The sequence below is a fragment of the Salinisphaera sp. PC39 genome (genome assembly GCF_040361335.1).
Lineage (GTDB): Bacteria > Pseudomonadota > Gammaproteobacteria > Nevskiales > Salinisphaeraceae > APNM01.
In genome coordinates, this window is record NZ_APNM01000001.1 from 352,384 (window position 1) to 370,818 (window position 18,435).

The following is an 18,435-nucleotide window of genomic DNA, read 5'->3' on the forward strand; positions in this document are numbered from 1 at the left end:
CGGGTCGCGAACCTACTGGCGTACGATCAGCACCGAGCAGTGGGCGCGCCGGACCACCTGATCGGCGACGCTGCCCAGCAGCAGGTCGATGGAGGTGGGGTCGTGCGAGGCCATCACGATCAGGTCGGCCTTGCGCTCGCCGGCGCTGTCGACGATGCTGCGCGCGACCGCGCCGACGTGCACCTCGGCCGTCCATTCGATGTCGTCGCCGAGCCATTCGCGGCCCACCGCCTGTAGCTTGTTCTCGGCCTCGGCACGGGTCTCGTCGATCATCTCGTGCGAGACGTAGGGGAACATGCCGGCGCTGAAGTTGGGCACCACGGTGACCAGACGCACGCTGGCGCCGCCGGCCTTGTCGGCCTGCTCGCGCACCGCGGCGAAGACCCGCTCGAATGTCTTGTCGTGGTTCAGGTCGATGGGAACCAGGATGGTTTTGGCCATGCGTGTCTCCTCGCTTCTGCTGTCCTGCGGCCGCAGCCGATCACAGCCCTAGGCGTACCCGATCGGGGGCCGCGGATCAAACGCGGACGGATGCGGTCACCGTTGCGGCCGTTGCCGCACGATCAGTACCGAGCAGTGCGCGCGGCGCAGGACCTGGTCGGCGACGCTGCCGAGCAGGATGTCGAGCACGCCGGGATCGTGCGAGGCCATCACGATCAGGTCGCTGCCCTTGTCCTCGGCCGTATCCACGATGGTGCGCGCGATGGGACCGATCAGGGCCTCGGCGCGCCAGGTCAGGCCGCTGTCGCCGAGGCGGGTCTCGCCGATCTCACGGATGCGCTTGTTCGCGGCGTCGAGGGTCTGTTGCAGCAGGTCCTGGGAGACGTAGGGGAAGATGCCCGCGTCCAGGTTGGGCACGACCGTCAGGAGGTCGACCTCCGCGTCGTGCGCCGCGGCGAGCTCCGTCACCGCCTTGAAGACGGGATCGAGTACCTCTTCCTGGTTGAGATCGATGGGCACGAGCAGCTTGTTCGCCATGGCCGGACTCCTCCGCGCGGTTGTGGAAATACCCGGTCAGGATAGGGCGTCACGCCGGCTCGTGCATTGATCTGGCTCAAAAAGTTCGTGACTCGTGATTGGTGAGTCGTGACGGGCGGGTTAATTGCCGGAGCGCTGACCACGTCCGCGTCCGCGCGAGCGGCGGTTGCCGCGGCCGCCGTCGCCACGGCCCCGGCCGCCGCCGGGGCGGCCGCCGCGCGGGCGGCGCGGGCGCGGTTTCGGCCGGATCCAGTCGTCGGCGTACTCGTCGGCGGTGGGCATCTCGGCCTCGATCTTGTGGCCGACGTAGCTCTCGATGTCGGGCAGGGAATAGACGTAGGTCTCGCAGGCCAGGGAGATGGCGTCGCCCTCGGCGCCCGCGCGGGCGGTGCGCCCGATACGATGGACGTAATCCTCGGCGTCCTGCGGCAGGTCGTAGTTGAACACGTGGGTGACATCCGGGATGTGCAGGCCGCGCGCGGCCACGTCGGTCGCCACCAGGATCGGCAATTCGCCGGACTTGAAGTCCTCCAGCAGGCTCATGCGTTTCTTCTGGGGCACGTCGCCGGACAGCGTGGCCGCCTGCAGGCCGTTGGCGTTGAGGGTGTCCTCGATGCGCTCGGCCTCGCGCTTGGTGTTCACGAAGACGAGGGTGCGGCGCGGGTCGATCCGTCGCAGCAGGCCCAGGAACAGGGGCATCTTGTCGTCGTTGCTGACGTGGTAGACCTTCTGCCGGATGGCCTTCACGTCCACGCTGTCGCTGTCGGTCTTGATCAGTTGGGGGTCGTTCATGTGCTCGTAGGCGAGCTCCATGACCCGGTGCGACAGGGTCGCCGAGAACAGCATGTTCAGGCGGTTGCCGGGCGGCGGCATGCGCTTGAACAGGAAGCGGATATCGTCGATGAAGCCAAGATCGAACATGCGGTCGGCCTCGTCCAGCACCGCGACCTCGATCGCCTTGAGGGTATAGACCTTCTGTTTCCAGTAGTCGATCAGGCGGCCCGGCGTGCCGATAAGCAGGTCGACGCCCTCCTCCAGGGCCTGGCGCTGCGACTCGTAGCCCGCGCCGCCGTAGCAGACCAGCATCCGCAGACCGGAATACTTGCCCAGCCCTTCGGCGTCCTTGTGGATCTGGATCGCGAGTTCGCGCGTGGGTGCCAGGATCAGGGCTCGCGGCTGGCTGGCCCCTTCCGGCGCCCGCTCCGAGGGGTCGGGCGCGGCGGTCAGCAGCCGGTTCATGGTCGCCAGCAGGAAGGCGGCGCTCTTGCCGGTGCCGGTCTGGGCCTGGCCGGCGACGTCCTCGCCGCGCAGCGCGCGGGGCAGGGTGTCGGCCTGGATCGGCGTACAGTTGGTGAAGCCCAGCTCCGCGACACCCCGCAGCAGGTTCTCGTGCAGGCCCAGGGAGTCGATGCGGGTGTCCGTGAGCAATCGTTTTTCGGTCATCGGGTCTTCGCGTCAGGAAAACCGTGATCGGCGTGTATGGGGGCCGGTCACGGCCGGGGTTGAAAAATGCCGGAATATAGGCTCAAATACGAACCATCGCCCGCGCTATCCACGGGCAGCTTCCGTTAAGATCGCATAAAACGACCCGGTTCGGGTCTCTCGATGCGCGCCACATCATAACAGGTTGTATTGATCCGGGAGCGCCCTCATATCCCGCGGCAGGCGCCGCACGAGTGTTCGCGGACATCGGCGCGGCCTCGATCCATGTCCCGCAACAACGAGGACGCAACGCATGAGTGAGCATATAATCAAGGTAACCGACGACAGCTTCGAGCAGGATGTGCTGGGCTCGGATACCCCGGTGCTGGTCGATTACTGGGCCGAGTGGTGCGGTCCATGCAAGATGATCGCGCCGGTGCTGGACGAGATCGCCGACGAGTACGACGGCAAGCTCAAGGTCGCGAAGCTCAACATCGACGAGAACCCGAACACGCCGCCGAAGTACGGTATCCGCGGTATCCCGACGCTGATGCTGTTCAAGAACGGCGAGGTCGAGGCGACCAAGGTCGGCTCGCTGTCCAAGACGCAGCTCACGGAGTTTCTCGGCCAGCATGTCTGACGTCCGCGGCGGCCGGGTTCCGCCCGGCCGCCGCCCCGGCGGCGCCCGCGCCCGCGGAGCGCGCCGACCAGATCGTTACCGGTAATACGGCCCCCTGAACATTCGAAGATAACCTTGATGACCCGCCCATTTCCGGGGCCGGCGAGACAGCCGGCTCCAGCCACTACGGATTGATGCCCGTGTCCGAAGACAAGATCGAAGAGCGCAACGAGCAGACGCAGGAGAAGAAGTCCGAGCGTCTCGGCACGAGCCGCGGCAACGCCGGCGGCCGCCGGCCACGCCGGCGCAAGTCGGGTGGTGGACGGTCCGGCGGCGGGGCGTCCGAGGAAGCCAACGGCAACGTGCGCGAGCCCGGTAACGGCATGGCCGACGCCGGCAACGGCGACGACGAGGCCGAGGCCGAACTGGCCAACGATAACGGGGGGGAGGACCGTCCCGTCATGAACCTGACCGAGCTCAAGCGCAAGACCGCCGCCGAGCTGATGGAGATGGCGCAGGAACTCCAGCTCGAGAATGTCTCGCGCACCCGCAAGCAGGACCTGATCTTCGCCATGCTCAAGGCGCACGCCAAGCGCGGCGAGCAGATCTACGGCGACGGCGTCCTGGAAATCCTGTCCGACGGTTTCGGCTTCCTGCGCAGCGCGGACGCCTCGTACGTAGCGGGGCCGGACGACATCTACGTCTCGCCCTCCCAGATCCGGCGCTTCAACCTGCGCACCGGCGACACCATCACCGGCCGCATCCGGCCGCCCAAGGACTCCGAGCGCTACTTCGCGCTGCTCAAGGTCGACGAGATCAACCACGAGCCGCCGGAGAAATCCAAGGGCAAGGTCCTGTTCGAGAACCTGACCCCGCTGTTCCCCTCCGAGCGGCTGGAACTGGAGATCGGCAACGGCTCCACCGAAGACATCACCGCGCGCACCATCGATCTCGTCTCGCCGATCGGCAAGGGCCAGCGCGGCCTGATCGTGTCCCCGCCCAAGGCGGGCAAGACCATGATCCTGCAGAACATCGCCCAGTCGATCGCGCACAACCATCCCGAGTGCTACCTGATCGTGCTGCTGGTCGACGAGCGGCCCGAGGAGGTCACCGAGATGGACCGCTCGGTGCGCGGCGAGGTGGTCTCCTCGACCTTCGACGAGCCGGCCGCGCGCCACGTGCAGGTCGCCGAGATGGTGATCGAGAAGGCCAAGCGGTTGGTCGAGCACAAGAAGGACGTGGTGATCCTGCTGGATTCCATCACCCGGCTGGCGCGCGCCTACAACACCGTGGCGCCGTCCTCGGGCAAGGTGCTCACCGGCGGCGTGGACGCCAACGCCCTGCAGAAGCCCAAACGCTTCTTCGGTGCCGCCCGCAATGTGGAGGAGGGCGGCAGCCTGACCATCATCGCCACCGCGCTGGTCGAGACCGGCTCCAAGATGGACGAGGTGATCTACGAGGAGTTCAAGGGCACCGGCAACATGGAGGTGCACCTGGAGCGCCGCATCGCCGAGAAGCGGGTCTACCCGGCGATCCACATCAACCGCTCCGGCACCCGCCGCGAGGAGCTCATGGTCGACCAGGCCGAGCTGCAGAAGATGTGGGTCCTGCGCAAGCTCCTGCACGGCATGGACGATCTCGCCGCGATGGAACTGCTCATCGACCGCATGAAGCAGACCAAGACCAACGCGGAGTTCTTCGAGTCCATGAAGCGTCAGTAGCGGGCGCGGCGGCACCCGCCACGGTTTCGTTCTAGAGATGCGCCCGACTTCGCAAAGGCATGAACCACAGAGGCACAGAGGACACAGAGCATAAGGCGGGCGCCAAACACGAAGGGCAAATGAAGAAAGCTGAGGGAGGCGACCGGCGTTCGGGGCATCCCCGTTTCCCGTCTCCAAAGATGCCGATCAAGATCGCTTTGTATTTCTCTGTGTCCTCTGTGCCTCTGTGCCTCTGTGGTTAATCTTCTCGCTGGCGTTGCCGGGAACCCTTCGTTTATCCCGGCCTGCTAACTAAGCTCGGCCGAACATCTCCTTCGCCAGTGCCACCCGCTCGTCCGCCCGCTCGGGGATTTCGGGCAGGGCCTCGACGCGTTCCAGCCGTGCCAGCAGGCCGGTCTGGTTGGCGATCTGGATGCTGAGGCCGGGACGGGCGTTGTATTCCAGCACCAGCGGGCCCTTGTCCCGGTCCAGGACCACGTCCACGCCCAGGTAGCCGAGCTGCGTCAGGTCGTGGGAACGGGCGGCCAGTTCCAGCAGCTTGTCCCAGTCCGGGATCTCGATGCCGCGGATGCGGTTGCCGCTGTCCGGGTGCAGGTCGAGCATGCGGTTGAGCCACACGCCGTCCAGGGTGCGCCCGGTCGCCAGGTCGATGCCGGCGCCCACCGCGCCCTGGTGCAGGTTGGCCTTGCCGTCGGACAGCCGGGTGGGCAGGCGGACCATGGTCGCCACCGGCATGCCGCGGAACACGATGGTGCGGATGTCGGGCACGCCCTGATGGCTGACCGCGTCGAAGATGGGATGCGGCTTCACCCGGTATTCCAGGATTGCCCGGTCCGGCATTCCGCCGAGGCTGTACATGCCCGAAAGTATGTTGGACACGAAGTGGGCCAGGTCATCGGCGGAGATGACCGCGCCCGAGGCCCGGATGTAGCGGCCCGCGCGGCGTCCGGTCAGGACCATGATGCCGGTGCCGCCGGCGCCGTGCGCGGGCTTGATCACGAAGTCCGTGCGTCCCTCCAGGATGCGGTCCAGTTCCCGCACCTGGTGCTCGATCTCGATCACGCCGTAGAGGTCCGGGATCGCGATCCCGGCCGCCTCGGCCAGACGCTTGGTCTGCAGCTTGTCGTCCACTAGCGGGTAGTGGCGCCGCCGGTTGTAGCGCATGATGTAGTCGGCGTTGCGCCGGTTCATGCCCAGGATGCCCTGGCGACGCAGGGTCCAGGGCATGATCAGCGGCGGGTTCCGGCGCGCCAGGCGGCGCAGCAGGCGCAGGCGCGACACGACCGCGTTCATGGTTGTTCGCCGGACGTCGTGGACGATCGGAAGCGGCGCAGTTCGGACAGGCGGTAGCCCGTGTAGCGGCCCATCAGCAGGGTTGCGGCCAGCAGCACCAGCAGCAGCTCGGGGAACACGAACACCAGGTAGGCCGGCAGCGGGTGGGTCATCACCAGGTAGCCGATGATCGCCACCACCAGGCTGCCGATGCCGGCGGTAAGCGCTTCCCGCGGTCCGGATTCGTCCCAGGACACGGACATGCGCTCGATGGTCATCGCCAGGATCACCATCGGGAACAACGCCACCGACAGGCCGCGCTCCAGCCCCAGCTTGTGGCTGAACACGGATACCACGGCCATCAGCAGGATCACGATGATCAGCACCGACGCCAGGCGCGGCACCAGCAGGAGCTTCAGCCGCTCCAGGTAGAAACGCAGCAGCACGCCCAGCGCCACCAGGGTGGTGAACAGCACGATGCCCCAGAGTAGCTTGGTCTCGCGGAAGGCCAGCGCGATCAGGATGGGCATGAAGGTACCGAACGTGGTCACGCCCACCACGTTGCGCAGGATCACGACCGCGAAGGCGCCCAGGGGCACCAGCAGCAGGATCCGGTAGATGTTCTGGGTCGAGACCGGCAGCGACAGCAGCGAGAACTCCAGGATGTTGGAGTCGAGCAGCCGCGCCCGCTGCTGGGCCACGCCGATCACTTCGCGCGAGCTGCGGGCCACCGCGAATTCGGTGCTGGCGCCGCGCCCGCCCTCAATCGTGGCCAGCGGCGCGTCGCCGACGTGCCAGACCAGCATGTCCTCCGGGAATCCGCGGTGCCCGGTGCGGGGATCGAAGGCCAGCCACTGCTCGCCGTTGTAGACCTCCAGCCAGGGGTGGAGTTTGCCGCTGCGGGTGCCGTCCACGAGGTCCAGCACCTGGACCTGACGGGTCGGGATGCGGGCGCCGGCGAGGATGTATTGCAGCCGACGCACGCGCTCGGCGTCACTGTCGCTGTCCTCACGCAGGACGCTGACGTTCTCCTCCGGCGTGGGATCGTTGAAACGCTTGAGCAATTCCCGCACGAAGGACACGGTGTCGGCGGACTGCGAGCGCACGTCCTCCAGCAGGGCGAAGACCGCGGAACGTTCCGGTTCCGGGTAGTCCGGGACCGTGGGATACTCGGGTTCGGGTTCCGTGCGCCGGTCGTTGGCGTCGCGGTTCCGGGCGAGCACCGTTCGGTAGTAGACGGTCTGGCGCCCGCGCACGTGACGGGCCGCCCACAATGCCCGCCGGTTCACGCCCTCGTCCTCGGTGGTCACGCCGAATCCCGAGGATACGAAGTCCTCGTCCAGCACCGAGAAGCCGGGCGGGGACTCCGGAATCAGCAGCCCCAGTTTGGCCGCGCGCCCGGTGCCGTTGAAGGTCACCCGCGCCTCGACGGTCCAGACCTGGGCCTGGCTGCCCGGTGTCAGCGGCAGTCCGAGCCTCTGGACCTTGTAGGCGCAGACACCGAGACCGATCGCGGTCAGCACGAGCGCCAGCACTTTCACGTGGAGGTTTTTCACGGCGTCACCGCATCGTTCAGATGCCGATATCCTCGTCGGGCTCGCGCTCGTCGATCTCGGACAACGTCGCGTCGCCGCAGTCGGGCTCGTGCATGAATGTCCGCGACACGTCCAAGAGCCCGAGGTGCTGGATCGTGCGCCGCCCCAGCAGGACCGGATAGTTCATCTCGCTGCGGTCGCGCAGGCTGAACTGTTCTTCGTATATCCGGTCGCCGATGCACAGGCGCAGGAGCACCACCGGCCGGCGGTCGCTGCCGCCGGCGCCGATGACCTTCAGGCTGCGGTACAGGGGTTTCTCGAATGTCCGCTCGACGAAGTCGCCGTCGCGCTCGTCCTCGAGGCCGATGGTGAAACGGACCCATTCCTCGCCGTCGCGCTCGTAGCGCTCGATATCCGTGGCGTGCATCGAGGAGGTCAGCGCGCCGCTGTCGAGCTTGACCTTGACCTCCGCGTCGAGCGCCTCGACCACGGCCTTCTCGACCCAGCCGAAGACACGTCGCTCGTCGTCGCCCGCGGCGACGGCCGCGGTCCAGGTCGCCAGGACGATGCAGAGGGTCAGCGCGGTCCGTTTCATGGGCGCCCCTTTCCGGTTGAGCGGATTCAGCGATTCAGCGCACGGTAGCCGATATCGCGGCGGTAATGCACGTCCGGCCAGCGGATCGTGTCCGTCCGATCATAGGCCCGGCGCCGGGCCTCGGCGACGTCGTCGCCCAGCGCGCAGACGCAGAGCACGCGGCCGCCGGCCGTGACCACGCGGCCGTCCGCCAGGGCCGTGCCGGCGTGGAACACCTTGGTATCGGCGGTATCGTTCCCCAGTCCCGAGATGGCGTCGCCCTTGCGGTAGTCGCCGGGATAGCCGCCGGCCGCCATCACCACGCCGAGCGCGGCCCGCGGGTCCCAGTCGATGCGCGTGCGATCCAGGCGGCCCTTCAGGGCCGCGTCGACCAGATCGACCAGGTCCGAGCGCAGCCGCATCAGCAGCGGCTGGGCCTCGGGATCGCCGAGGCGCACGTTGAATTCGAGCACCTTGGGGGTGCCGTCGGGACCGATCATCAGCCCGGCATAGAGGAAACCGGTGAACGGCCGGCCTTCGGCCGCCATGCCGGCGACCGTCGGCCGGATCACCTCGGTCATGGCACGCTCGGCGATCGCCTCCGTGACCACCGGGGCGGGCGAATAGGCGCCCATGCCGCCGGTATTGGGCCCGGTGTCGCCGTCGAAGGCGGCCTTGTGGTCCTGCGAGCTCGCCAGGGGCAGCACGTTCTCGCCATCCACCAGGGCGATGAAGCTGGCTTCCTCGCCCTCCAGGAACTCCTCGATCACGACCCGGCGACCGGCCTCGCCGAAGCGTTCGCCGCCGAGCATATCGCGCACCGCGGCGATCGCCTCGTCCTCGTCGGCGGCCAGGACCACGCCCTTGCCGGCGGCGAGGCCGTCGGCCTTGACCACGATCGGGGCCCCCCGGGCGCGGATGTAGTCGGCGGCCGCCTCGGGGTCGGTGAAGCTGCGGTAGTCGGCGGTGGGGATGTCGTGGCGGGCCAGGAAATCCTTGCTGAAGGCCTTACTCGCCTCCAGCGCGGCGGCCTCGGCGGAGGGGCCGAAGCAGGCCAGGCCGGCGTCGGCGAAACGGTCGACGATGCCGGCCGCCAGCGGCGCCTCGGGCCCCACGACCGTCAGGTCCACGGCCTCCTCGCGTGCCAGGGCCAGCAGTGCGTCAATGTCCTCCGCGGCGACCGCCACGTTGCGCACGCCCGGCTCGTTGGCCGTGCCGGCGTTGCCGGGCGCCACCAGTACCTCGGCGACCCGCGGCGATGCCGCCGCCTTCCAGGCCAGGGCGTGCTCGCGGCCGCCGCCGCCGACGATCAGGACCTTGCCGTTCTCCATGGGTCGTATCGCTTTGCCGGGTTGGTCGGGAGGGGGCGGATGTTAGCAGCAATCGTGCCGGTTCGCGCCGACTCGCGCGGGCATTGTCACGGAACTGCAATAAAACCGTCATGTTGCCGTTAATGGCGGGGCCTAGGCTGGCCGCAAATGACAGCACGAGGAGAAGCGGCCATGCAGGACCACGAGCAAGCCGGCGATCGTCCCGGCGATCGGCCCCGGTACCGCGCCATCTGGATTTCCGATGTCCATCTGGGCACGCCGGGCGCCCAGGCGGAGCGCCTGACGGCCTTCCTCAAGACGCACGACTGCGACACGCTCTACCTGGTGGGCGACATCATCGACGGCTGGCGGCTCAAGGGCACCTTCTACTGGCCGCAGGAACACACCAACGTGGTGCGGCGCATCCTCACCAAGTCCAAGCGCGGTACCCGTGTGTTCTACGTTACCGGCAACCACGACGACTTCCTGCGCAAGTTCGTCGACTACGAGCTGCGCATGGGCAACATCCGCGTGGTCAACGACCTGGTCCACGAGACCGCCGACGGGCGCCGGCTGCTGGTGCTGCACGGCGACCTGTTCGACGTGGTCACCCGCTACCACCGCTGGGTCGCCATGGTCGGGGACGTCGCCTACACCACGCTGCTGCGGGCCAACCGCTACGTGAACTGGGTGCGGGCGCGCCTGGGCTATCCCTACTGGTCGCTGTCGGCCTTCGCCAAGCACAAGGTCAAGACCGCCGTGAACTTCATCTCCGAGTTCGAGAAGGCGGTCGCCCACGAATGCCGCCGCCGCGGCTTCGACGGCGTCGTCTGCGGTCACATCCACCACGCCGAGATCAAGGACCTGGAGGGCGTGACCTATTACAACAGCGGCGATTGGGTGGAATCCTGCACGGCGCTGGTGGAGCACCCGGACGGCCGCATGGAAATCGTCAACTGGGCCGACGAGCAGCACGCCCGCAAGGTCACGCCGCTGCGCGGCGCCGCGGCCTGAACCCCCGCGGCGGCCGGCGCGCCTGAAACGGGGCGCGCCGGCCGCTTATACTCGGGAACGCAATCCACAATCCCGTTCCCCATGTCCGAACCGACCGAGACCCTCGCGGAGGGCCGATTCCTGCGCCTGTGCCGACAGGGGCGCTGGGAGTATGTGCAACGCGTCAACGCCAGCGGTGCCGTGCATATCGTGGCGGTCACGCCCGAGGACGAGCTGCTGCTGGTGGAACAGTTCCGGGCGCCGGTGGGCGCGCGCGTGCTCGAGCTGCCGGCCGGGATCGTCGGGGACGAGGCCGGTCACCGCGGCGAGTCGGCCGAGGCCGCGGCGGCCCGCGAGCTGGTCGAGGAGACCGGCTACCGTCCGGCCCGCGTCGAGCGCCTGCACCGGGGACCGTCGGCGCCGGGCATGGCCGCCGAGATCATCACGCTGGTGCGCGCCCACGATCTGAGCCGGGTGGGCGAGGGCGGCGGTGTCGACGGCGAGGACATCGCCGTACACCGCGTGCCGCTCAGCGAGGCGCGCGCATGGCTGCGGGCGCGCGCCGACGAGGGGTGCCTGGTCGATCACCGTGTCTTCGCGGGCCTGTATTGTCTCGATCGCGGGTTCTGAGCCCGCGTCCGGCCCTCAGACCGGCGGTGCGGACACCGTCGTCACCCCGGCCGGCGCCGTCGGCGCGGCCGTGGCCAGGCAGGCGACCCAGTTCGGCGCCAGCGTCGGCCACTGGAGATGCCAGGTATCGCCGTCCAGAGTCGCCCGGTCGCCGTCGATGCGCACCCGGGCGATGCGCGCCAGCCCCACGCGTCCGCCGGCCTTGACCGTGGCCTCGCGGGCGGTCCAGGCACGGAAGAACACGGCCGGATCGGTGTGCGCCGCGGGTACCTGCTCCGGTGTCAGGAAGCGCGCGAAACGCCGCAGCGACACCGGCCGGACCCGCTCGATATCCAGGCCCAGGCCGGCCGTCCCGCCGACCGCGCAGGCGATGCCGTCGCCGCAATGGCTGATGTTGAAGGCGGGCCCGGCGGGCAGGAAGGGACGGCCCTCGGTGTCGCGGACCAACTCGCCCAGATCGGCCTCCGGCAGCGCCGTATGCAGCAGCCAGAGGCCCGCCAGGGTACGCCGTCGGGCGGTTTCGCTGCGCATCCCGGCAATGCGTTCGGTCCACTCCGCGGACAGCCGCGGGCGCCACGGCGAGGCCGGCACCCGCCCGGCGAGCCGGGTGAACAATAGCGTGACGGTCTCGTCCGGCATGCGGGGCATTATCGACGATGCCCGCCGCCGGTACGAGCCCGGCGCTTGACTCGGCGCGGCGGCGATCGCATGTAGAGAGCAGACTTCCAGGCGAGAGCCGCATGTCCGTCATCCGCCAACTCTACGGGCGCCCCCACGCGCTGCTGACCGATTTCTACCAGCTCACGATGGCCTACGCGCATTGGCGCGCGGCCGATCCGGAACGCGAGGCGGTGTTCAACCTGACCTTTCGCAAGGCGCCCTTCGACGGTCGCTTCGTGATCGCGGCCGGTCTCGACGCGGCGCTGGAGTACCTCGCGGACTTCCGCTTCGGGGACGACGATATCGCCTATCTCGGCTCGCTCGAGGATGCCGCCGGCCAACCGATGTTCCCCGACGATTTTCTGGAATACCTGCGCGGGTTGCGTTTCGAGGGCGACCTGGACGCGGTGCCCGAGGGCACCGCGGTGTTCCCGCACGAGCCGATCCTGCGGGTACGGGCGCCGGTGCTGCAGGCGCAGATGCTGGAAACGGCGCTGCTCAACCTGGTCCTGTTCCCGACGCTGGTGGCGACCAAGGCCGCGCGCATGGTGCACGCCGCCGGGGACGGGGCGGTCCTCGACTTCGGCCTGCGCAAGGCCCACGGGATCGACGGCGGCGTCACCGCGGCGCGCGCGGCCTACCTGGGCGGTTGCGCCGCCACCGCCAACGTCCTCGCGGGACGGCTGTTCGGTATCCCGGTGAAGGGGACCCACGCCCACGGCTGGGTGATGGCGTTCGACGACGAACTGGAAGCCTTCGACCGCTACGCCGAGGCCATGCCCGACAACTGCATCTTCCTGGTGGACACCTACGACAGCCGCGCCGGCATCGAGAACGCCATCGCGGCCGGCCGCAAGCTGCGCGAACGGGGCCACGAGATGGTCGGCATCCGGCTGGACTCGGGTGACCTGGGCGAACTCGCCGCCCATGCGCGGCGTCGCCTGGACGAGGCCGGCTTCCCGGACGCCCGCATCGCCGCCAGTTCCGATCTGGACGAGCACCGCATCGCCGGACTGCGGCGCGCGGGGGCGCCGATCGCCATCTGGGGCGTCGGCACTAAACTGGATACGGCCCAGCCGGATTCGGCCCTGGACGGGGTGTACAAGCTCACCGCGATCCGGTCGCCGGACGGCGGCGCCTGGGAACCGCGCATCAAGCTGTCCGATACCGAGGCCAAGCACACCAATCCCGGCATCCAGCAGGTGCGGCGGTATCGGCGCGGCGACCGGCCGCTGGCGGACGTGATCCACGACGTGGGCGACATCGGCGCCGATGTCGCGGCAACCGCCGGTGATATCCCGGCCGACGCCGCAGCCGAGGATTTGCTGGTGCCCATGCTGCGCGCCGGCGAGCCGGTCTACGAGGCGCCGCCGCTGGATCGCGTCCGCGAGGCCGCGATGGCGGAATTCGCGAGTTTCGCGGCGCTGGACGACTATCCCGTGCGGCTGGACGCGCCGCTGGCCGCCGAGCGTCGGCGCCTGCGGACGGCACTCGGCGGCTGAGGCTTGAATCCGCCCCGCCGGGCACGCAGGTTCAAGGTAGACACCTCGCGACCCGGAGGCCGTCATGGGTAGCGCCCTGATCCTCGTCGACATCCAGCACGACTTCATGCCCTGGGGCGCCCTGCCGGTGCCGCGGGGGGACGAGATCGTGCCGGTGGTCAACCGCCTGCAGGCCGAGTTCGATACCGTGGTCGCCTCGCAGGACTGGCACCCGCCGAATCATCTCTCGTTCGCCAGCAACCACCGGGAACGGGAGCCCTTCGAGGTCACCGAGGTGGACGGCCTGGAGCAGATCCTCTGGCCGGACCACTGCGTGCAGGGCAGCGAGGGCGCCGAGCTGGTGCCGGAGCTGGAGACCGATCGCGTGGACCGCATCTTCCGCAAGGGCACGGATCCGCGCATCGACAGTTACAGCGCCTTCCACGACAACGGTCACCGCAAGTCCACCGGCCTGGCCGACTGGCTCCGCGAGCGCGGCGTCGATACGGTCTATATCGCCGGTCTGGCCGAGGATGTGTGCGTCTACTACACGGCCCTGGACGCGGTGCGCGAGGGCTTCGGCACGCACTTGGTGGAGGATGCCACCCACGGTGTCGACATGACTCCCGGCGACGTGGCGCGTTGCCTGGACGATATGCGCGAGGCCGGCGTGCGCGTCACCGACAGCAATGCCGTCCTGGCCGAGTGTGGGGCCCTGCCCGGCGCGCCGGATACCGACGCCCCGGCCGGTCTGCGCTCCTGACCGGGGCGTCTATTCCGGATACAGCAACCGGGTGACCGGGTAGCGCGCCGCCGCGGGCAGGGCATCGGCCCGCGCCGACGCGGCGTGGATCAGCTTGTCGCCGGTGACCGGCCCGAAGGCGCGGCAGGCGGCGACGTACAGGGCATGCACCGCCGCCGCCAGGGCGCGTTCGTCCAGGGCCGGCATGCTCGCCTCCCCGGCCAGCCAGCCCGTGACCGCATCGCGCCTTGGCGCCAGGGTCGGCTCGTCGGCCACGGCGGCGGCCAGTTCCTCCGGCAGTGCCGTGCCGCCGCCCGGCAGTAGCGACGCCGCGTGGCGGATATGGTCCACCAGCGCCGCGGCCACCTCGCGTGCCTGTGGCGCCGGGTAGTCGTTGTCCCCGGCGGCGGGTTCCGTGGGCTGCGTGCCGTACATGAGGGCCCGGTAGATCGCTGTCCGCAGGGTATGCCGGTCGCGCGAGTCGAGCTCGAAGCGTGTCGACAGGTCGCGCACGAAGGCGATCACCGTCGATGCCCGGCCGCTGGCGTAGCGCCGGCGCCACAGGTCGGCCGCGTCGCGCGCCTGTGCCGCGGGGAGGTGTTCGCTGAGGACCGCCTCCACGGCCCGTTGCCACTGTTCCGCCATGATCAGCGTGACGGCCCGCCGGGCGGCTGGAACTCGGGATAGCCGATGTCGGCGTGCTCCGTGTAATCCAGCCCGTGCTGCTCGTGCAGGGTGCTGGCGCGCAGTGACAGGAAGCCGCGCAACAGCCCGAACAGCAACAGCGCGGCGGGGAAGGTCCAGATGAAGGCGGCGCCGATGCCGATCGCCTGGATCGCGATCCGGCCGCCGTCGAACAGGCCGTCGACATGGAATAGGCCCGCCGCCAGCGTGCCCCAGGCGCCGGCGAAGGCGTGTACCGGTACCGCGCCGACGACATCGTCCACCCGCAGGGCCTCCAGGAAGCGGCTGCCGAGCACCGCGACCGCGCCGCCGATCAGGCCCGTAATCACCGCGAACGGGGCGGTCATGCTGGCGCAGCCCGCCGTGATCGCCACCAGTCCGGCGAGCGCACCGTTGAGGATGGCCATCGCCGCCGGCGGCCGCCGCAGCAGGTACAGGGCCGCCAGCGTGCCCACGGCGCCGGCGGCCGCGGCGAGCTGGGTGTTCATCAACACCGTGCCCACCGCCGCCTCCGCGGCCAGGGTGCTGCCGCCGTTGAACCCGAACCAGCCCAGCCAGAGGATGAACACCCCCAGGGCGACCATCGGCAGGTTATGCCCCGGAATGGTGCGCACGCCGCCGTCCGCGCCGAAGCGTCCCAGGCGGGGGCCGAGTACCAGCACCGCGGCCAGGGCGCACCAGCCGCCCACGGAATGGACCACCGTGGAGCCGGCGAAATCGACGAAGCCCAGGTCGGCCAACCAGCCGCTGCCGCCGCGGAAGCCGCCCCACACCCAACTGCCGAACACCGGATAGATCAGGGCCGTGAGCGCGATCGAGCCGAGTACGTACGGCCAGAAGCGCATGCGCTCCGCGACCGCGCCCGACACGATGGTCGCCGCCGTGGCCGCGAACATGGCCTGGTAGACGAAGAACACCGCCTCGCCGCCGTCGGCGCCGTCGAAGCCGAAGCCGTCCGTGCCCAGCCAGCCGCTGGGGTTGGCGCCGAACATCAAGCCGTAGCCCACCGCCCAGAACGCCAGGATGCCGAAGCACAGGTCGGCGTAGTTCTTGAGGATCACGTTGGTGGCGTTCTTGGCGCGCGTGCAGCCGCCCTCCAGCAGGGCGAAGCCCGCCTGCATGAAGAACACCAGGGCCGCGGCCATCGCCACCCAGGCGATGTCCGCCGGCGCCTGCAGCACGCCCTCGGCCGCGCGCGCCGGCGCCGAGCCCAGTAGGAGCGCGGCCGACAGCGCCGCGGCGCGGCGGCGACGAAACGGATGCGTCATGCGGTTCCCCCGGAAAATATGTCGGATATCGATCTGCAAGAACGGTGCCGGCTGTTGGCGCCCGACCGGGGGCTTGTTAAATTGCCGTCCTATCCCCCGCAACCCCGGGCCGAGCATGAGCGCTGCCGCACCCGATATCGCCGACGACATCCTGGAACGCACCGGCCGGCTGACCGAGGAGGTCACCCGCCCGCTGTCCGGTTCCCGCAAGATCTACGAGGCCGGCTCGCGGCCGGACCTGCGCGTGCCCATGCGCGAGATCGCGCAGGCGGACACGCCCGCCACCTTCGGTATCGAGAAAAACCCGCCGATCACGGTCTACGACACCTCCGGCCCGTACACCGACCCGGACGTGGAGATCGACCTCACCGCCGGCCTGCGGCCGCTGCGCGCGGGCTGGATCGAGGAGCGCGGCGACAGCGAGCGCCTGGCCGACTTCTCCTCCGAGTACGGCCGCCTCCGGCACGCCGAGAACGCGCTCGCACACCTGCGTTTCCCGCATCCGCCGAAGCCGCGCCGGGCCGCCGTCGGCGGCAACGTCAGCCAGATGCACTACGCGCGCCGCGGCATCGTCACCCCGGAGATGGAGTACGTGGCCCTGCGCGAGAACGCGCGCCTGGAGCGCATCCGCGACTCGCGCCTGCTGCGCCGGCATCCCGGCCAGGGATTCGGCGCCGAGCTGCCCGAGCGGGTGACGCCCGAGTTCGTGCGCGACGAGGTCGCCGCCGGCCGCGCCATCATCCCCGCCAACATCAACCACCCGGAGTCCGAGCCGATGATCATCGGCCGCAACTTCCGGGTGAAGATCAACGCCAACATGGGCACCTCGGCGGTCACCAGCTCGATCGCCGAGGAGGTGGAGAAGATGGTCTGGGCCGCCCGCTGGGGCGCCGACACCATCATGGATCTGTCCACGGGCAAGCACATCCACGAGACCCGCGAATGGCTGATCCGCAACGCGCCGGTGCCGGTGGGGACCGTGCCGATCTACCAGGCCTTGGAGAAGGTCGAGGGCAAGGCCGAGGACCTCACCTGGGAACTCTACCGCGACACCCTGATCGAGCAGGCCGAGCAGGGTGTGGACTACTTCACCATCCACGCCGGCGTGCGGCTGCCGTTCGTGCCCATGACCGCCAACCGCGTCACCGGCATCGTCTCGCGCGGCGGCTCGATCATGGCCAAGTGGTGTCTGGCCCATCACCGCGAGAGCTTCCTCTACGAGCGTTTCGAGGAGATCTGCGAGATCATGAAGGCCTACGACGTGGCCTTCTCGCTCGGCGACGGCCTGCGCCCGGGCTCGATCGCGGACGCCAACGACGAGGCCCAGATGGCCGAGCTGCGCACTCTGGGCGAGCTCACCGAGATCGCCTGGCGCCACGACTGCCAGGTCATGATCGAGGGGCCCGGCCACGTGCCCATGCAGCGCATCAAGGAGAACATGGACGCCGAGCTGGAAGCCTGCCACGAGGCGCCGTTCTATACCCTGGGACCGCTGGCCACCGATATCGCGCCGGGTTACGACCACATCACCTCGGCGATCGGCGCCTCGCAGATCGGCTGGTACGGCACCGCCATGCTTTGCTACGTGACGCCCAAGGAGCACCTGGGCCTGCCCGACCGCGACGATGTCCGCGAAGGCATCATCACCTACAAGATCGCGGCCCACGCCGCGGACCTGGCCAAGGGCCTGCCCGGCGCCCAGGTGCGCGACAACGCCCTGTCCAAGGCCCGTTTCGAGTTCCGCTGGGAGGACCAGTTCAACCTCGGCCTCGACCCCGACCGGGCACGCGGCTACCACGACGAGACCCTGCCCAAGGACAGCGCCAAGGTGGCCCACTTCTGCAGTATGTGCGGCCCCAAGTTCTGCTCCATGCGTATCTCGCAGGAGGTCCGGGAGTTCGCCGCCGAGCGCGGCATCGAGACGCCCGAGGATGCCCTCGACGCCGGCTTGTCGGAGAAGGCCGAGGAGTTCCGCGAGGGCGGGGGCGAGATATACCGATAACGAACACCGAATGTGTCGAAAAAGACTTCCTGTTTGCGCATAGGGGGTGTTGGCAGACTCGTCCGCGCGCCGCTCAGAGGGTGTCTACAAAACGTAGCGAGCAAAGGCAGACCGTAGGCCGGAGATAAGCGAAGTGCTCCCGGCATTCCCCTGCCGAAGAGCACGACGTCGGAAAGCGCCTCGGCAAGCGGCCGGCAAGAACATGGACCACAGAGGCGCACGGAGGCGCACAGAGGGACACAGAGGCAACTGACTGTTGTCCCGGCAGCCGCAAAGAAGCCTGCCCCGGACACGATCACGGTTTTCAAGCGAAAGAGGCGGATAGCCCGTTAAGGTTCGTTCCCAACCCGGCAGCTCGCGCGCCGGGGCGCTGCGCGGTCGGTGCCGTGCCGAACCAGGGCATTTGTTTATCCGCAGATGAACGCCGATTAACGCAGATCGGTCGGGGCTGCTCTTGAATCTGCGTCCATCGGCGTCATCTGCGGATCGTTTCTTCCGGGAACCGCCCGCCAAGGTCCGTTGCCGCCCCGGCAGTTCGGTCGCC

General features: G+C 69.0%; 17 protein-coding genes. 7 read left to right on the forward strand and 10 right to left on the reverse strand.

Annotated elements, in window-relative coordinates:
• Positions 1-12 precede the first annotated feature (12 nt).
• From PC39_RS01655 to PC39_RS01665, 3 genes are all read right to left on the reverse strand, one after another.
• Complete coding sequence (locus tag PC39_RS01655) at positions 13-441, reverse strand: universal stress protein (RefSeq protein WP_353251619.1); 429 nt, start codon at positions 439-441, stop codon at positions 13-15.
• A gap of 96 nt (positions 442-537) precedes the next feature.
• A complete protein-coding gene (locus PC39_RS01660; protein WP_353251620.1) occupies positions 538-978 on the reverse strand; it encodes a universal stress protein in 441 nt (146 codons plus the stop codon).
• Positions 979-1,098: 120 nt separating this feature from the next.
• Positions 1,099-2,421, reverse strand: a complete 1,323-nt coding sequence (locus PC39_RS01665) for a DEAD/DEAH box helicase (protein ID WP_353251621.1) — start codon at positions 2,419-2,421, stop codon at positions 1,099-1,101.
• A 292-nt stretch (positions 2,422-2,713) separates the two neighbouring features.
• On the opposite strand from PC39_RS01665, the gene trxA reads away from it, so the two are divergent.
• Together trxA and rho are read left to right on the forward strand one after the other, a co-directional pair.
• Positions 2,714-3,040, forward strand: a complete 327-nt coding sequence (gene trxA, locus PC39_RS01670; protein WP_353251622.1) for a thioredoxin TrxA — start codon at positions 2,714-2,716, stop codon at positions 3,038-3,040.
• Between the two features lie 440 nt (positions 3,041-3,480).
• A complete protein-coding gene (rho, locus tag PC39_RS01675) occupies positions 3,481-4,740 on the forward strand; it encodes a transcription termination factor Rho (protein ID WP_353251764.1) in 1,260 nt (419 codons plus the stop codon).
• A gap of 291 nt (positions 4,741-5,031) precedes the next feature.
• Here the strand turns inward: rho and PC39_RS01680 are convergent, their stop codons facing one another.
• From PC39_RS01680 to purD, 4 genes are read right to left on the reverse strand one after another with little or no spacing between them, the layout of a single operon-like run.
• Positions 5,032-6,033 carry an alpha-L-glutamate ligase-like protein gene (locus tag PC39_RS01680; RefSeq protein WP_353251623.1) on the reverse strand — a complete coding sequence of 334 codons (1,002 nt, stop codon included), beginning with the start codon at positions 6,031-6,033 and terminating at the stop codon, positions 5,032-5,034.
• Complete coding sequence (locus PC39_RS01685) at positions 6,030-7,568, reverse strand: inactive transglutaminase family protein (protein WP_353251624.1); 1,539 nt, start codon at positions 7,566-7,568, stop codon at positions 6,030-6,032. The genes PC39_RS01680 and PC39_RS01685 overlap by 4 nt, the downstream gene beginning before the upstream one ends.
• Positions 7,569-7,584: 16 nt before the next feature.
• Positions 7,585-8,142: a retropepsin-like aspartic peptidase RloA3 gene (rloA3, locus tag PC39_RS01690; RefSeq protein ID WP_353251625.1), complete on the reverse strand. Its 558-nt coding sequence runs from the start codon at positions 8,140-8,142 to the stop codon at positions 7,585-7,587.
• A 26-nt stretch (positions 8,143-8,168) separates the two neighbouring features.
• A complete protein-coding gene (gene purD / locus PC39_RS01695) occupies positions 8,169-9,452 on the reverse strand; it encodes a phosphoribosylamine--glycine ligase (RefSeq protein WP_353251626.1) in 1,284 nt (427 codons plus the stop codon).
• Between the two features lie 171 nt (positions 9,453-9,623).
• Between purD and PC39_RS01700 the strand changes: the two genes are divergently transcribed.
• Together PC39_RS01700 and PC39_RS01705 are read left to right on the forward strand one after the other, a co-directional pair.
• The gene (locus PC39_RS01700) at positions 9,624-10,445 is read left to right on the forward strand and encodes a UDP-2,3-diacylglucosamine diphosphatase (protein ID WP_353251627.1); all 822 of its coding nucleotides are present in this window, start codon (positions 9,624-9,626) and stop codon (positions 10,443-10,445) included.
• 81 nt (positions 10,446-10,526) lie between these two features.
• Complete coding sequence (locus PC39_RS01705; protein ID WP_353251628.1) at positions 10,527-11,054, forward strand: NUDIX hydrolase; 528 nt, start codon at positions 10,527-10,529, stop codon at positions 11,052-11,054.
• 15 nt (positions 11,055-11,069) lie between these two features.
• Here PC39_RS01705 and PC39_RS01710 read toward each other — a convergent pair whose 3' ends face one another.
• Positions 11,070-11,693 (reverse strand): 4'-phosphopantetheinyl transferase family protein, encoded by a 624-nt coding sequence (locus PC39_RS01710; protein WP_353251629.1) that lies wholly within the window; start codon positions 11,691-11,693, stop codon positions 11,070-11,072.
• Between the two features lie 101 nt (positions 11,694-11,794).
• Here PC39_RS01710 and PC39_RS01715 point away from each other — a divergent pair, with 101 nt between their 5' ends.
• Together PC39_RS01715 and pncA are read left to right on the forward strand one after the other, a co-directional pair.
• Positions 11,795-13,216, forward strand: coding sequence for a nicotinate phosphoribosyltransferase (locus PC39_RS01715; RefSeq protein ID WP_353251630.1), 1,422 nt, complete (start codon positions 11,795-11,797; stop codon positions 13,214-13,216).
• A 64-nt stretch (positions 13,217-13,280) separates the two neighbouring features.
• A complete protein-coding gene (gene pncA, locus PC39_RS01720; protein ID WP_353251631.1) occupies positions 13,281-13,958 on the forward strand; it encodes a bifunctional nicotinamidase/pyrazinamidase in 678 nt (225 codons plus the stop codon).
• Between the two features lie 9 nt (positions 13,959-13,967).
• Here the strand turns inward: pncA and PC39_RS01725 are convergent, their stop codons facing one another.
• Both PC39_RS01725 and PC39_RS01730 read right to left on the reverse strand, forming a co-directional pair.
• A complete protein-coding gene (locus PC39_RS01725) occupies positions 13,968-14,582 on the reverse strand; it encodes a hypothetical protein (RefSeq protein WP_353251632.1) in 615 nt (204 codons plus the stop codon).
• A 2-nt stretch (positions 14,583-14,584) separates the two neighbouring features.
• Positions 14,585-15,889, reverse strand: coding sequence for an ammonium transporter (locus PC39_RS01730; protein ID WP_353251633.1), 1,305 nt, complete (start codon positions 15,887-15,889; stop codon positions 14,585-14,587).
• A gap of 115 nt (positions 15,890-16,004) precedes the next feature.
• On the opposite strand from PC39_RS01730, the gene thiC reads away from it, so the two are divergent.
• Positions 16,005-17,891, forward strand: coding sequence for a phosphomethylpyrimidine synthase ThiC (thiC, locus tag PC39_RS01735; protein ID WP_353251634.1), 1,887 nt, complete (start codon positions 16,005-16,007; stop codon positions 17,889-17,891).
• Positions 17,892-18,435: the final 544 nt, after the last annotated feature.